We start from the raw sequence: 15,249 nt of genomic DNA, 5'->3' as shown, positions 1-15,249 counted from the left end.
GCAGCACGAAACACAAAACGGCGGTGGCTAATAGGCATCGACGAACGGCTCGAATTATCGGATGGGGTTAAAAATCTGCACGGTGTAGCTGTAGCGGCGGGCCTGGCCATCTATCAGCACATTCTCTATCTGTACGGTATAGGGGATGAAGCCGGCAGGTGGGGGCAGCGGTAGGCTGCCTACCTCCCAGGTTAGGGTAGCATCGCCCACCTGGTTGTTCAGGATGTTTTTCTGTACGACTATGCTTTGGCCGTTTAGCCGGTTGCTCATGCTCACCACCGCGCTGCCAAAGTCGGCCCCGGGGATGGAAAAACTCCATCGCTTTGGCACCAGCGGGCTGGGGAAGAATCGCTCGGGTGGGTAGGCGATAAAGGGGGGCAGATTAGTCTGGTTTCCGCTCGAGTCCTGCGTCCACAGGGTGGTGGCCTGTGCGTTTCCGCCAGTGCCAAAGCTGCCCGCGCGGGTGTAGAGGATGCGCCGCCGGTTTGGGGTGGCTGTATTGCTTACCCCTTCATCCAGCATCCAGCTGAGGATGGCCTCGGTACCCTCCCTGCCCGATAGGGTGTTTCCGCTAGCCATAATACTGGCTCCGGCGGGGGTATAGCACAGCCAGGTAGCAGGTGGGTCTGGGCGGGTGCTGCCCCCGTTTGCCCCTATCATGAGGGCAGCCTGCTGGCAGGCTGCCTGGTTAGCGGTGTTCAGGCTAACCTCGGGCAGGTAGCACTCGCGCCGGAAGTAGTTGATAACCTGTATAATTGAGTCCTGCAAGCCGATACTCAAACTGCCTGCGGTACAGCTGCCCACCGCCTCTCCGGCCCGTACCTGGGTGCGCTGGTAGGCCAGGTAGCCCTGCACATAGCGTTCCAGGGCTGCATTCAGCTGTGCAGTGTCATCCTCGGTGGGGTCCAGGGGCTGGGTGTCCTTATCCTCGCTTGTGCAAGCCCAGCTGACCAGGATGAGGCAAACAATGAAAAATCGACTCATGAGGGCGAAGCTTTAGGCAAATCTACCACAAATGTGCTGCCATGGCCAGGCGAGGTTTCCACCACGAACATGCCGCCCAAAAGATGTATGCGGCTCGCGATATTGCGCAGGCCCATGCCCTTTTCGTTCTGAAAGCTTTGCGAAAAATCGAAACCCACCCCGTCATCTCGCACAATGATGCGCAGTTGGTCTTTGCCACGGCGTACAATGGGGCCTACCTCCAGGAAGATGTTTTGGGCCTTGCTGTACTTCAGGGCATTGTTTATCAGCTCCTGGCTTACCCGGTAGCCGGTTATCTCTGCCACAGGGCTCAGGTTCCATCCGGGCTCTTTTATCTTGTAGTTTACCCGTATGTCTCTCAGTTTGTCATTTTTTTCGCAGAAGTTTCTTAGGGCTCGGTACAGCCCATAGTCGTTCAGGGCGGGGGGTATCAGGTTCTTTGCCAGGTTGCGCAGCTCCATCAGGCAGTCATCCAGCAGCTTCACGGCGTTGGATAGCAGGCTTGCGTCTCTGGTATCTGTCAGGTCGTACATGCTGGTACTGCTAATGTTCATGCGCACAGCACTCAGTATAGGGCCTATGCCATCGTGCAGTTCTTCGCTCAGGCGTTTACGTTCATTCTCCTGCACTTCTACCACAGCGTTCATTAGGGTCAGTTGTTGGCTCAACTTTTCATTTAGCTGCCGCTTTTCTTCGCGCTTTCGGTCGGTTATGTCTCGGCATACGATCAGCAGCCGGTCTTCCTCCAGCGCTATGGGCTTTATGTGGCAGTCTATCCAGCGCTCTTCTTCCAGCGCAAGCCGCAGGATGAGGTTCATGGGCTTTTGCTTGGTAAGCACAAGCTTAAGCGCATGCACCAGGCTATTCTGGTCTTTCAGGTCTATCAGGGGTCGGATGGCCTGGCCTACAATCTCTTGCTGTGGTCGGCCCAGCACCTCCTGTACGGATGGGGTACAGAAGTTGATGTGGCCATCTTGGTCCAGCAGGATGATGGCATCTACGGCATTTTCAGCCATTACCCGGTATCGTTGCTGGCTTTTCAGCAGCTTGCTGTTGGTCTGCCTATCAGCCTCTCGGGTGTTTTTTTCGTCTATCAGGTGGCGTATACGTGCGTATAGCCGTGCCAGGGCGGCACCCGTCAGCACATCGGTAGCACCGTGCTGCTTCAGCTGATCTGTAGGGATGGGCACCTCGCCCAGCTGTAGGGCAATGAAGGCAAGCCCAGGCTGCCAGGCCCTGCATATCTGTAGGGCATCCAGCAGGCTCAGGTTTTCGGGCTGATCCAGGCTGATCACAGCGTCTATATTCTCTTGCTCCAGTTTTTGCCTTAGCTCTGCCGTTTCCTCCACTACATGGGCCTGCAACTCGGGGCACGCAGCCTTCAGTTGCTGAACAATCTGCTCCGCATCTGAGGGCGATTCATGCAGAATGAGTAGTTGGAACGTGTTCAAGGGCTTGGTGCAGACTAGGGTTGTGGGCAAATACATGCCGCTACACGATGAAATACGGTAAGTAGTACTATACCTGCAAGCATACAGGGGGTAAATACCACCAAAACGCACAAAAATGAAGATAAATGCCAGGCACCCTGCCAGCTGATGATAGGTATATTGTGCTAGTTACTTTTGGTGCTGAGCGAAACGCTCGCTTTTCAGTACTTTTGGGCATGGCATACTGGATAGTGAAGACAGAGCCGGAGACACACAGCTGGCAAGATATGGTGGCCGAAAAGATAACACCCTGGGATGGGGTACGGAACTACCAGGCCCGCAACTACCTGCGGGCTATGGAGCTGGACGACTGGGTGCTGGTGTACCACTCGGTAAGCGACAAGGAGCTGGTAGGGCTGGCCCGCGTGGCCCGGACACACTACCCCGACCCCACTGCTGAGGAACCCGAACGCTGGTCGTGTGTAGACCTGCGGGCAGAACGGGCGCTAGGCAAACCCATATCACTGCGCACAATCAAGGCAGATGCCCGCTTTGCGCACCTGGGCCTGGTGCGGGGTGGCCGCCTGAGTGTGATGCCGGTAACGCCCACACAATTTGACGCACTGCTGCAACTAGCCGAAACCCCGCTGCCATGAGTGAAAGACGAGAACTGTACCGGGCCGAAAAAATGCAGATTATGTTCCACCGCATGGCCTATGAGATGCTGGAGCGGCACCCGCAGCTGGCAGGCTGTTGCCTCATTGGCATCCAGCCCCGGGGCGTACACTTTGGCCGCCGTATGGCGCGGCTACTACAGCAGCTGTCGGGCCGGGCAGATGTGCCCTATGGCGAGCTGGACGTTACCTTTTACCGAGACGACTTCCGCCGCAGCCAAAGCCCCCTACTGCCCAACGCCACCCGGGTAGACTTTATCATAGAAGGGCGGCAGGTGATCCTGCTGGATGATGTGCTGTACACCGGCCGCACGGTGCGGGCTGCCCTGGATGCCATGCTCGCCTTTGGCCGCCCGGTAGGCGTAGAGCTGGCTGTGCTGGTAGACCGAAGCCGCCTGCGCCAGCTACCCATACAGGCTGATTATGCCGGTATACAGGTAGACACCCTGGAGCGAGAGCGCGTGAAGGTGAGCTGGCAGGAAAACGGAGAAGACCTGATCTATATAGAAAACTAATGTCGGAGCTGAGTGTCAAGCATTTACTGGGCATAAAGAGCCTGCAGGCTGCAGACCTGGAGATCCTCTTTTCCACCACGCGTGAGTTTAAGACGGTGCTGGAGCGCCCCATAAAGAAGGTGCCCAGCCTGCGGGATGTTACCATTGCCAACCTGTTCTTTGAGAATAGTACCCGCACCCGCATTTCCTTTGAGCTGGCGCAGAAGCGGCTCTCGGCAGATGTGATCAACTTCAGCGCTAGCAGCAGCAGCGTGAGTAAGGGCGAAAGCCTGCTGGATACCGTGAATAACATCCTGGCCATGAAGGTAGACGTGATTGTGATGCGTCACCCCAGGCCCGGGGCCCCGCACTTCTTGGCCAGGCATATATCTGCTGCCATTGTAAATGCAGGAGACGGCACGCATGAGCATCCCACCCAGGCCCTGCTGGATGCCTATAGCCTGCAAGAGCGCCTGGGCCCGCTGGCTGGTGCGCATATTGCCATCGTGGGCGATATTGTGCATAGCCGCGTAGCACTAAGCAATATCTTTTGCCTACAGCTACTCGGGGCCAAGGTCCGGGTGTGTGGCCCCCCCACTCTTATCCCCCGCTACATCCAGGAGCTGGGGGTGGAGGTGAGCCATAACCTGGACGAAACCATTCGCTGGGCAGATGCCCTGAACATGCTGCGCATCCAGCTGGAGCGGCAGGATACGCGCTATTTTCCCAGCCTACAGGAGTATCACCAGCTGTACGGCCTTAGCCTACCCCGGCTGGAGCGGGCAAACAAGGCACTGACCGTTCTGCATCCAGGGCCCATAAACCGGGGCGTAGAGATTACCAGCGAAGTAGCAGACCACCCGCAGGCTGTGATACTGGATCAAGTGATGAATGGCGTGGCGAGCCGTATGGCTGTGCTGTATCTACTGGCTGGCCAGACGCAGGTGGGCTAGGGGAGAAATGAAGCGTTCGATTTCAGCCTTGCCTCATCCACTCCGCCAGCTTGCGCAGCATCGGCTTCGGGTGGGTGAGGAAGGAGAGCAGCGCATAGCGTATAGCCTGCAGGTAGTTGCTCGTATGGCTGTAGTAAGAGCCTGATAGAACGAGCAAGCTCCTGGCATAGGCATACCGGTAGAACCATCTGCTACCCAGCAGGTTATGATCCTTCACCTTTTTATAGATGTGTTTCATGTCTTTCGCCATAGCATCAATATTTCGATGCATCTGGTTGGCGTGAACACGGTAGCGCACCAGCGTCCGATCACAGTATGCGAAGCGGTAGGAATGGGCAAAGCGAATCCAGAAGTCCTTATCGGCCGATGTGCTTAGCGCTGGATCAAACCCGCCAACACTTTGTGCCGCCAGGGTCTTTACCACGACAGAGCTGGGCGGATGCCCCGCCTGACCATTGAAGGTGAGCAGATCTACTACCTCGTTTCCAGGTGGCTGGTAACGAACCAGGGAGAGCGGCTGATTAGATCCACTTTCAAAAGCCTCATAGGCTACATAAACCCCGTCTTTACCGCTGTCTGCCTCCAGGGTAGCTACACAAGCCTGCAAAAAATCGGGTAGCATCAGGTCATCCGCATCAAAAAAACAGACATACGTACCCCTGCACCTCTCCAGTCCGTAGTTTCGCGTTGCCGATACGCCCGTATTCTCCTTGTAGAAATACTGAAAGCGCGTATCCTTCAGAAAAGATTGGGCGATGTCCTTTGTCTGATCTGTACTGCCGTCATCAACAACAAGCACCTCAAAATCTGCGAGGCTTTGCGCTTGTATGCTGTCCAGGGTTTCAGCCAGGAAAGCCTCTGCATTATAGGCTGGCACTATTATGCTGACCTTAGGCATGTTTTTCAGCAAAAACAAGGATGGTTTTGCAAGTTCTTATCCGCTTTCGATCTGATACCAAGGCATAGTCCCGAGCCTCTGGATAATGGGGGCGTCCGGTTAGCGCCTTTGAAAGGGCATTCTTTAGGCCCAGGGGCAGCTTTCGTACCCCTCTCTGGTACAAAATAGACTCGAACCCTTTTAATGTCTTGCGAATGCGGGGGCTTTTCTCATCAAACCGACTGTAGGCTTGCCCCCAAAACTGTACGGCATCAAAATAGTTGGGCATTATGACCTCCAGCTCTTCCAGCGTAAATTCCTTAACGTGATAGGGATTGGTAACCACACCAGTTGGACTGTTTATCGGGAAGTTGGGTGTGCTCAAGATCAGTTTACCCCCGGGCTTAAGCACCCTTCTAAGTTCGTATAGCATTGCCTCGTAGTCTGTCACGTGTTCCAGGGTTTCGAAACTGATGATCTTGTCGAAGCTATTATCGGCAAAGCTGAGCCGACTCGCATCCTCGCGCTGAAACACCAGGTTGCTTTTGTTTTTATAAATAGCCTGTGCAAGAGCAAGAGCTTCCATATCGGCATCGGCTCCTATCACCCGCCCGCTCTGTGCTTGTTCCGCCATCTGTGCAGCTCCATATCCTTCTCCGGTAGCAATATCCAGTATGTGATCGGTAGGAGCTACAAAGGGCAGTACCACTTCATAGCGATGTGCATGCTCACCCACCCACGGGGAGGGCTTAAGGTGATTCAGTCGCTCACTTGCCATAGCAGCAGGCTTGTTTACTAGTAAATAAATGAAGCTACAGATATACCACCGGTACAGTGTTCGGCGTACACTGGCTCTAAGATAAAAAGAAAAGGAGGCGAAATTGCCTCCTTTTGGTTGTTTTGTTAGCAGTACTGCTGCTTAGTAGCGGTAAGCATCGCTTTTATAAGGACCCTCTACGGGTACGCCTATGTAGGCTGCCTGCTCTGCGGTGAGTTTCTCCAGCTTGGCTCCTACTTTCTCCAGGTGTAGGCGGGCCACTTTTTCGTCCAAGTGTTTGGGCAGCACATACACCTTGTTCTCGTAGTTTTTGCCGTTTTTATACAGCTCTATTTGGGCCAGCGTCTGGTTGGTAAAGCTGGCACTCATTACAAAGCTGGGGTGGCCGGTGGCGCAGCCCAGGTTTACCAAGCGGCCCTGTGCCAGTATGATTACTTCTTTTCCTTCAATGGTATAAAGGTCTACCTGCGGCTTTATCTCATCCCGGGTTTGGCCATAGGTGCTGTTTAGCCACTTCATGTCTATCTCGTTATCAAAGTGCCCAATGTTGCACACGATGGCTTTGTCTTTCATGCTACGGAAATGGCGCTCGGCAACAATGTTTTTGTTTCCGGTAGCGGTTACAATGATGTCGGCTTCTTTTACGGCCTCATCCATGGTTTTCACCTCATAGCCGTCCATAGCAGCCTGCAGGGCAGTTATGGGGTCTATCTCGGTTACAATTACCCGCGCCCCAGCACCGCGCAGAGAAGCTACAGAACCCTTGCCCACATCGCCATAACCTGCCACTACGGCCACCTTGCCAGCCATCATAATATCGGTGGCGCGGCGTATAGCATCTACCAGGCTTTCCTTGCAGCCATACTTATTGTCAAACTTGCTCTTGGTTACAGAGTCATTCACGTTGATAGCAGGCATGGTCAGGGTACCCTTTTTCTCCCGATCATACAAGCGCAGCACGCCGGTGGTGGTTTCCTCGCTAATACCCTTTACGCCCTTTGCCAGCTCGGGGTATTTATCCAGAACGATGTTGGTGAGGTCTCCGCCGTCGTCCAGGATCATATTCAGGGGTTGTCCCTCGCTAAAGAGGAGGGTTTGCTCTATGCACCAGTCATATTCTTCTTCGGTCATCCCTTTCCAGGCAAACACGGGGATACCCGCTTTGGCAATGGCCGCTGCGGCATGGTCCTGCGTGCTGTAGATGTTGCAGCTGCTCCAGCGTACCTCGGCACCTAGCGCCACCAATGTTTCGATCAGGACGGCAGTCTGGATCGTCATGTGCAGGCAGCCGGCAACACGAGCGCCCTGCAGGGGCTTCGCTTTGCCGTATTCTTCGCGTAGTGCCATCAGGCCAGGCATCTCAGCTTCTGCCAGCCGTATCTCTTTTCTGCCCCAGTCTGCCAGCGTAATGTCCTTTACCTTAAAAGGTAGTACCTCGGTTTTTGCAATAGTCATGAATATACGTTTTAAGTTTTGAGCTTTGATATACAGACAGTAACGAAAATCGCTTGGAAACGTTTCCTGCAAAGATAGCTATTTTCAAACAGGATTGAAAATAGTGTAAGGATTGCCTTCTAGGTAGGATGCGTAGGCTAGCTGGTAGCTGTGCGCTGTGTAGGGTTCCAGGCGTTGCTTTTGATGCCTCTCACATAGCGGATGAAGCCTACCAGCAGGGCAAGATTCATGTAGTAGAAGTGACCGATGGATTTCAGCATTTTGGGTGCGTGCCGTGCCAGTACAGCCGACAAGGCGGCTAGAGCCAGCAGGCTGGTCTGACCCACGAGTGTGAGAATGTAGAGCGGATGGACGGCTAGCAGAAAGATGTTGAGCACGTAGCTGGCAATCAGAAAAAAAGGCACACACCACCGTAGTACTTTGTGCGACAGGTAGCACCACCCTGCTCCGAGCTTCAGGCGAAAGCTGGGCAGAAAGAAGTGAAACAGGTTTTGAAAGTTTCCGGCAGATATACGCACTCGTCTCCGGAATGCTTTTCCGGCAGCCCGGAGGGGCGGGCGAATGGCCAGGGCTTCGGGGTCCAGGATGCAGCGCTTATGCTGAAGCAGCACCTGCATGCCTATATAGAAGTCATCGACAATAAAGGTAGGTGGGGTGGGGCGGTACAGCTTTTTACGCATTGCGTAGCAGGGGCCGTTAGCCCCAATAACCGCTCCAAAGATCAGCCCTTCCTTGTGCTTGATCATTCCCTCCAGGCCCAGATAGGAACTTTCAGGTTGCTGGCCCGCCTCGTTCCGGCGGTTTATCTCAAGTGCGTTTACCAGTCCCACCCGCTGGTCCAGGAAGTGCCGGGCTAGCTTCTCCAGGGTCTTTGGGGCAAATAGGATGCCTGCGTCTGTTAGTACCAGAATTTCGTGGCGGCTGTGCGCTACCAGCTGGTTTATGATGTTGGGCTTGCCCTGCCGTTCCGGAAAACGAAAGTGGCGCAGGCGCGCGTCTTGCAGTGCTCTTTCGGCTATCAGGGCATCGGTCGCATCCGTGCATGCATCCGTGCCGATAAGTATTTCTACCTCAGCCGGGTACTGAGTCTTCAAAAGGTTGTTTAAGCGTTCCTCCATAATAGCCGCCTCATTGTGTACGGCCAACAGGATGCTTAAGGGCGGGAGTTGCTGCTCGCCACCGGGGGGGCTGGCAATTTTTTGTCCTCGCCTGGCAAAATACAATAGGGCTGGAAAAAACAGATAGGTATAGAGGATAAGGCCGACTAGCAGCCAGAATACGGACTGAAGTATATTTTCAGGCATTTTTGGAAGACTTTCGGGTAATAAGCAGTTGGTAAAAGGCTTCGAATCGCTCGGCAATTACCTGCCAGCTGTATCGGGCTTCCATCCGGGCTTGTGCAGCTTTTCCCATGCTCTCGCGTGCCCCCGCATCCTCCAGTAGTGTACACACGGCTCGGGCAAATGCTGCAGGATCGTCTGTTACAATCATGTGGGTGCCAGGCTCTATCTCCAGTCCTTCTGCGGCTACCTGCGTAGCCACAATTGCCTTACCTTTTGCCATTGCCTCCAGCAGCTTGATGCGCAGCCCACTGCCAGACAGCAGGGGGCATACAATTACTGAGTATCTCGACAAAAATGCCTGCGCATCCGGCACCTGGCCGTGCATCTTTAGGCCAGGGTAGTTCCAGTTCAGCACGCGGGCTGTGGGGTTCTTTCCTGCCACATGAAAACTAAGGTGCGGGCTGTGTTTCTGCACCAGGGGCCATACTTTGGTAATAAACCACTCCAGTCCCTGTACATTGGGCAGCCAGTCCAGGCTGCCGATGAAGGCCAGGCTGTGCGGATGCATGTGGGATTCCAGCTCGGGCTGCGTGCCTGCGGCAACGCCTGCCGGTATGGCCTGTAGGGCACCCTGGTAGCCTAGCTGCCCAAAACTGTCTGCATCCTGCTGTGTGATGCCAACAATGCCGTCAAATTTGGGCAAATACTGCTTTTCGAAGGCCAATCCCCGCTTGGCCAGGTGGCGATAGTACCAGCGTTTGAATGGATTCTTCTCCGAGTTGGCCATTCGTTGCCATATCTGGTACTCCACATTGTGGGCGCGCAGGATAATGGGGGCATCGGTGTATTGCCGTATCGTATCTACGTACAGCGCCAGGTAAGTGCCTTCTACTTGTATCAGGTCAAACTGCCGCTGACGCACCAGGCTGGCCAGCAGCAGGTGGTGCTGCGGGTGGTCAAAGCGCTCGATGTTATAGGCAATCTTGCCAAACAGCAGGCTGCGCAGGGCTGCCAGGGGGCGTACGCGTGTATCTACATCTGTGGTGTGTACCTCGGCAAGGGTGCGCATGGCTCCGGGGTCTTGCCAGTGCTTGCTGGTGTTCAGTGCGGCTAGTGTAAGCTGATGCCCACGCTCATGCAGCGTCTTGGCCATATGATACATGGCCATTGCCCCCCCATCATTGGGTGGATAGGGCAGCCTGGGTGTAAGCATCAGGATGTTCACAGTCGTAAATATACGACAGCCGACCCTTATCTCATGATGTAAAGTTTACCCCAGCCCTTCTTGAAGTACTTGGCAGTTTTCTCGTCCTCCTTGCGCAGGCTTAGGCCGCCCGGCAGTTTCAGGTTCACCCGGTATAGGTACACCCCATTGGCCAGGCGGTCGCCAAACTCATCTGTGCCATCCCAGCAGTACTCTGTCATGTGCTGGCCTACAAACACTTCGCCCAGCTCTACCAGGTCTATGCTGCGCACCAGTTTTCCTGTTACGGTGTAGATCTGGATCTGGAATACCTCTGGGTACTCGGCCCCAGTTAGCTGATATACAAAGCGTGTACAAGTGCTAAAAGGGTTTGGGTAGTTCAGTACATCCGTTACGGTACTTTCATTTATTACCTTGAACTTTACCCGATAGCGTACACTGCCCGCCCGGTTTCCGTTTACATCACTGCCATTTACCGTTAGCACATAGTCTCCGTCCTCCAGGCGATCGGGCTTGAAGGTAAGACGTGCCTTGTTTTCGGGCAGGCTGGCAGGGAGGAAAGATACTTGGGCGCTGTTTGGGGAAATGAGGGGGCCCCTGTTTCCTTCGTCCAGATCATCTTCCTTAAAATACAGTTCAAAACTGTTGGGGTCGGTGATGGCAAAGTGGGTGTTTTCGTCATTCAGCTGAACCACAATCTCCGGTACAGGGGATACAATATCGCCATCCAGAATGCGCTTTCCATCGAAGGTAACGTCCAGAATGGGGTTTGTTCGGTCGGGCTGCACAAAGAAATTCAGGTTATATACGTTGTTGAACGAAAACTTCTCTGGTTGGTCAAAGCCGGGATTGATGGTAACAATAAGGGTTACCCGGCCCGGGTATCCCGCCGTGCTAAACTTATACGAGATGGGGTAGGCCGCCTGATTGGCAGCCAGGGGCGCACCCCGTTGGTCTGCCAGGGTGGTCAGGGTTCCATTGCTCTCGCGTATCTGCCAGCGTATTAGCAGCGAGTCCATGTTCAGCCCGCTCAGGTTTCGCACATTCAGGCTAAGCGATACCTCTGCGCCTTCGGGCAGCGAGTCGGACTGAAAGCTGTAGTTGGTATAGGGATCTATGGCCGCGTCGGGCAGTTCCTCATACAGCACATACCAGTCCGTCAGCTGTGGGGCGGTTAGCTGTGCCGTGTCCTGCACCTGTGCCTGTAGGCGCAGGTAGGGGTACTGGGCCGCATTTATGCTGCTCAGGCTGTAGTTGCCCTTTTGCAGGTCGTTCATCAGCAGCTGCTGGGCCCCGGTGGGGGTTTGCCCACTCAGGCTCACACGTATGTCTTCGGTATTGCCCAGGTTGTTTTTTAGCCAGTCCCACTTCAGGTCGTACCAGCTGGCAGCAGGCCCAATCAGGGTGCTGGATACGGTGCCACTAGGAAGCCGGCTACGTAGGTCGTAGGAAAGAGATGCAGCTACACCGGTTTGCAGCTCATAGATCTCTGGCATGCTGGCGGCGGGGCTGCCCTTCCGGCCCAGTAGGCCAAAGGAGAAGATATTGCTGCCAGCCTCATTGGTTACGGTTTGCAGCCGGGTGCTCAGGCCCAGCTGCTGCAGGGCAGCGTAGAACTGGGGGGTAAGGTCTGCCCGATTTATTCGCTTGCCTAGTATAGCCAGGTAGTCTCCGTCGGGCATGCTATTCACCACTGTGTTTATCAGCTCCAGGTTGTCGTTGTTGGGGTGGCTAGCTGTAAAGAGAAAGTCATTTGTGCCCGTCAATCGATTGAAGCCGTAGCAGTCCAGCGTCTGCCCGTCTATACCCATGATGTATAGGGTATTGGCATTTAGTACTGAGTTAGCGTCTAATTCACTTGTGTTAAAACACTCTCCTTTGTTTACCTGTATTTCCGATGGATTGCTGGTGCGTAGCGTAACATTCCGGCTGAAGCTCTCAAATTGCCACTGTCGCAGGCCTTTGTTCATGCTCATCTGGCTGGTTCCGTCTTCGTAGAACTGGGGGGGGCGGGCCTGTGCCCAGCCCTCCTGCGAGCCGTTTATGTACTGGAATGAGCCTACTGCCCATACAACTTCCGGGGTATTGGCCAGGCGTACGCGCCAGTAGTATACGGTACTGTCCGTAAATGTACTGTAGGGGGCCGGAAGCGTCCACTCGCCGCCCAGCGAGTTGCCAATGGCCGAGCCAGTGCGGCGCATGGGCGAACTGAACTCGTATACGGTATCGATCTCGAAAATGTACTGAATGTTTTGCTCCTGCGTAACGCCGAAGGTGGCAGCCTTTAGTGTAATACCCTGTTTGTTTATAACGGCATACGGCCAGGGGTATACCAGTGCAGGTACCAGGGTGGGGGTGTAGCGTTCCAGAGTTACGCAGTTGTTCGTTTCGTTGGTCTCTGTAATGCTATTGAGTGGGTCCAGGCAGATTTCGTAGCGCGTATAACCAGGCTGCGCAATGCCTTGATTTCGGATCTTGATGCGTAGCGTATCGCTAAAAAGATAGGGCACATCCGACACCAGTGGGTGTGTATAGCGTTCGTTTTGTGCATTGTACTGCTCAATGCGCACTTGATAGTTTCCACTAAAGCAGGTGCCCAGGTTCTTGGCCACAATTTGCACGACAACCGAATCTGTCTCGGCACCAAAATTAGGGGGATCAAAGCTCACGTCTGTATCTTCCAGCACCAGGTCTGGCCCACCCGGGTAGTGCAATATCACGGCAGGGTCGCCCTGGTAGTTGATCTGTCTAAGGTGATTTTTGGCATGCGCGGCAAAGCCGGGCTTGCTCGCAAAGGCTTTCATCGTTCCTATTATGGCATTTCCTACAGGCTTGGTCAGCGAGTCGATATAGATTTTTTTGTACAAGGGCAGCATATAGGATCGAAGCTCGGATAAGAGGCCGGCATCCGAGTTGGACAACCACCCTATGCCCCCCAGGCCAGGGGTCTGTATCCACTGCTCGGCTGCAGTGTTATCTTCCACAAACCGGCCCGTATAGCAGCCTGCGGCGTATACAAAGGGATACCGCCCGTTGTTTTTGTACGCAGATGGGGGTAGCACATCTAGGTCCCAGCGCTGAGAAGTGCTATGCCCAAAAAAAGCAATGGAGTGTAGTCCGCCGTTTATCACTTCGGTTACCTCGGGCACTTCTTCGTTTGCTGTGGTTTGGGTGGTACGCTTCTGGTACTGAAAGCCGTCTCCGGCATAGGGGCAGGCCTCCATGGAGTCCTTCATGCTTCGCAGTGTATTTTCTATTGCCTGTTGTTCATTTGCGTTTGCTCCCCCGCCAAAAAAGAGTCCGGCCTTCATCCAGGGCTCGTACGGCTGCGCCTCATATTCCTTCACCTTGTCCAGGTAGTTTACTCCTGCCTGGTTTCCCAGCTCTATCAGGGCCTGGCGGCATGCAGGAGAGCTAGCACCGGCCCCGGCGCAGGCGGCAATGTCATTCGTGGGGGCTTTGCCTAGGTCCACACGGCCTACAGCCACCTTGGGTATCCAGTCTACGGCTGTGGCAGGGGTGAAATTGGATACAAACTCATAATCGGTAGCTGGCCGCCCCCAGGTGTATACACCCTGGTCCCCTGTGTTAAACTCTGTAGCCGGGCCCCACAGGAGCAGGAACCGGGGCTTTGTTTGCCAGTTATTCAGGGCATAATACATCAGGCGCTTGTAGGCTACGGGTGTAGGCGACCCATAGGAAAAACTGTCGTAAATGTCGTCCACATAAGCCACCACCGTGCTAAAGCGCTGCCTGCGATATTGGGCATAAGCCTCCGCAGAGGCGGCATAGCTGCGTGTGGTGATGATGACATAGGCACCAGCCAGATCAGGCTCGGACAGCGGGTCGCTCAGGGCCTCGCTCACGGTCAGGTTCGTGCTAATGTTTTGTATGCCGGCTGTACTGGTGGCCCACATCTCGTAGTTTGGGCTGACAGACTTGCGTACTACGGCTATCAGTTCCCACCCGTTCAGCACGCCACTTATCCGCCGGCCATTCGTTAGGTCGTACACCAGGCCTTCGCCAGATAGATTCATTCCCTGTAGCCTGAAGTGATAGTCTTGGTTGGTTGTGTTTGTCCAGTTGATGGGGTGCTGGATTTCGCCATTGAACTGAGTGAGCCGATCGTACACCAGCCGTGCGTAGTGGCAGTAGGAGGAGGTGCTGTTATTGCCCGAGGCAATGGAGATGGTAAAGTTTGTGGTACCACTCCCCAGGTCGGAAATATTGGCATTGAACCTTCGTGCATTGGACTGCTGGCCTGTGGCAATAAACTGGGCTGAGCTGCTACCTAGTGTTAGGGTGTAGGTATTGCGCCAGTCTCGGCCCGTACCGTCTACCAGGTCGCGGGTTTCGGTAGAAATGTTGGTTATGCGTGCTTCTACCTCCACCGGGTTAGCAGACCCGGTAAAACGGCCAGGGGTGCTCAGCACTGCAGCAAAGGGGGTAGTCTTGGTAAATACGCTGGAGGCAAGGCCCTCTCCGGGTATGTAGTCCGAGTTAAAATAACCTTCGGCTACAATGTTTGAAAGCGAACCAGCTCCAAAGTTTACGGTTTGTGCGAAGTTTTGCTGGCTCACATGCCGGAAGAAGGTCTGCTGGGGCAGGCTGGACCAGTTGCCGGGGGTGCCTTCGGCAGCGAAGCTAAAGGCGGACGACCGCAGGATGCTGTTCCACGTCAGGTACACATAGGTGGTGGGGCTGAAGAGGCTCTTGTAGTCATGGGCCCGGCCAGTTGGATCGGCCAGGCCGGTGGTTGCATTCCGGTACACATCATTATCGTCCTGGCCCCGGTTTTCATAGCCCATAAACTCGATGTAGTCTTCGTCATCCAGGCGGCTGTTGCTGTTCAGGTCTGCCACATACATCCGCACTTCCTGGCCCCGAAAGTACAGGTGTAGCAGGTTTACATCCGGATTTTCGCTCACAAAACGGCTCACCGCTCGCAGCTTCTGGCCCGTAATGCGATGAATACCGTCCTGGGAGATAGGCCCTATCTTCAGGTAGGGCTGCCCAGGCACAATCCAGGTATGCTGGTTGTAGGCCTGAGCCCAGGCACGGGGGGTAAAGGAACAAGAAAGAACAAGCAGGGTAAGCAGTATACGTGTCAATCTCAT

At 54.6% G+C, this 15,249-nt stretch carries 11 protein-coding genes; 3 read left to right on the top strand and 8 right to left on the bottom strand.

The features are described from left to right. Positions 1 to 54: 54 nt before the first annotated feature. Together LW884_00505 and LW884_00500 are read right to left on the bottom strand one after the other, a co-directional pair. A complete protein-coding gene (locus tag LW884_00505; protein MCE3006818.1) occupies positions 55 to 984 on the bottom strand; it encodes a hypothetical protein in 930 nt (309 codons plus the stop codon). After that, the gene (locus tag LW884_00500) at positions 981 to 2,435 is read right to left on the bottom strand and encodes a PAS domain S-box protein (protein ID MCE3006817.1); all 1,455 of its coding nucleotides are present in this window, start codon (positions 2,433 to 2,435) and stop codon (positions 981 to 983) included. Before LW884_00500 ends, LW884_00505 begins: the two co-directional genes overlap by 4 nt. Positions 2,436 to 2,650: 215 nt before the next feature. Between LW884_00500 and LW884_00495 the strand changes: the two genes are divergently transcribed. From LW884_00495 to LW884_00485, 3 genes are read left to right on the top strand one after another with little or no spacing between them, the layout of a single operon-like run. Further along, the gene (locus LW884_00495; protein ID MCE3006816.1) at positions 2,651 to 3,070 is read left to right on the top strand and encodes an EVE domain-containing protein; all 420 of its coding nucleotides are present in this window, start codon (positions 2,651 to 2,653) and stop codon (positions 3,068 to 3,070) included. Then, positions 3,067 to 3,603 carry a bifunctional pyr operon transcriptional regulator/uracil phosphoribosyltransferase PyrR gene (gene pyrR / locus LW884_00490; protein MCE3006815.1) on the top strand — a complete coding sequence of 179 codons (537 nt, stop codon included), beginning with the start codon at positions 3,067 to 3,069 and terminating at the stop codon, positions 3,601 to 3,603. Before LW884_00495 ends, pyrR begins: the two co-directional genes overlap by 4 nt. Then, entirely contained in the window at positions 3,603 to 4,535 is a 933-nt protein-coding gene (locus tag LW884_00485) for an aspartate carbamoyltransferase catalytic subunit (GenBank protein MCE3006814.1), read from the top strand. The genes pyrR and LW884_00485 overlap by 1 nt, the downstream gene beginning before the upstream one ends. A 22-nt stretch (positions 4,536 to 4,557) precedes the next feature. Here LW884_00485 and LW884_00480 read toward each other — a convergent pair whose 3' ends face one another. The 6 genes from LW884_00480 to LW884_00455 all read right to left on the bottom strand — a co-directional run bounded on the left by LW884_00480 (position 4,558) and on the right by LW884_00455 (position 15,249). Then, complete coding sequence (locus tag LW884_00480; GenBank protein MCE3006813.1) at positions 4,558 to 5,445, bottom strand: glycosyltransferase family 2 protein; 888 nt, start codon at positions 5,443 to 5,445, stop codon at positions 4,558 to 4,560. Continuing rightward, the gene (locus tag LW884_00475; protein ID MCE3006812.1) at positions 5,426 to 6,190 is read right to left on the bottom strand and encodes a class I SAM-dependent methyltransferase; all 765 of its coding nucleotides are present in this window, start codon (positions 6,188 to 6,190) and stop codon (positions 5,426 to 5,428) included. The genes LW884_00480 and LW884_00475 overlap by 20 nt, the downstream gene beginning before the upstream one ends. A 141-nt stretch (positions 6,191 to 6,331) precedes the next feature. Further along, a complete protein-coding gene (gene ahcY / locus LW884_00470) occupies positions 6,332 to 7,645 on the bottom strand; it encodes an adenosylhomocysteinase (GenBank protein MCE3006811.1) in 1,314 nt (437 codons plus the stop codon). Between the two features lie 137 nt (positions 7,646 to 7,782). After that, complete coding sequence (locus LW884_00465) at positions 7,783 to 8,763, bottom strand: glycosyltransferase (GenBank protein ID MCE3006810.1); 981 nt, start codon at positions 8,761 to 8,763, stop codon at positions 7,783 to 7,785. 178 nt (positions 8,764 to 8,941) lie between these two features. Further along, positions 8,942 to 10,153, bottom strand: coding sequence for a glycosyltransferase family 4 protein (locus LW884_00460; GenBank protein ID MCE3006809.1), 1,212 nt, complete (start codon positions 10,151 to 10,153; stop codon positions 8,942 to 8,944). 26 nt (positions 10,154 to 10,179) lie between these two features. Next, positions 10,180 to 15,249 carry a C25 family cysteine peptidase gene (locus LW884_00455; GenBank protein ID MCE3006808.1) on the bottom strand — a complete coding sequence of 1,690 codons (5,070 nt, stop codon included), beginning with the start codon at positions 15,247 to 15,249 and terminating at the stop codon, positions 10,180 to 10,182.

It is taken from the genome of Bacteroidota bacterium (genome assembly GCA_021300195.1).
Taxonomy (GTDB): Bacteria; Bacteroidota; Bacteroidia; order J057; family JAJTIE01; genus JAJTIE01.
The sequence above is the reverse complement of the archived record's forward strand: the minus strand, read 5'-3'. Positions and strand labels throughout refer to the sequence as shown.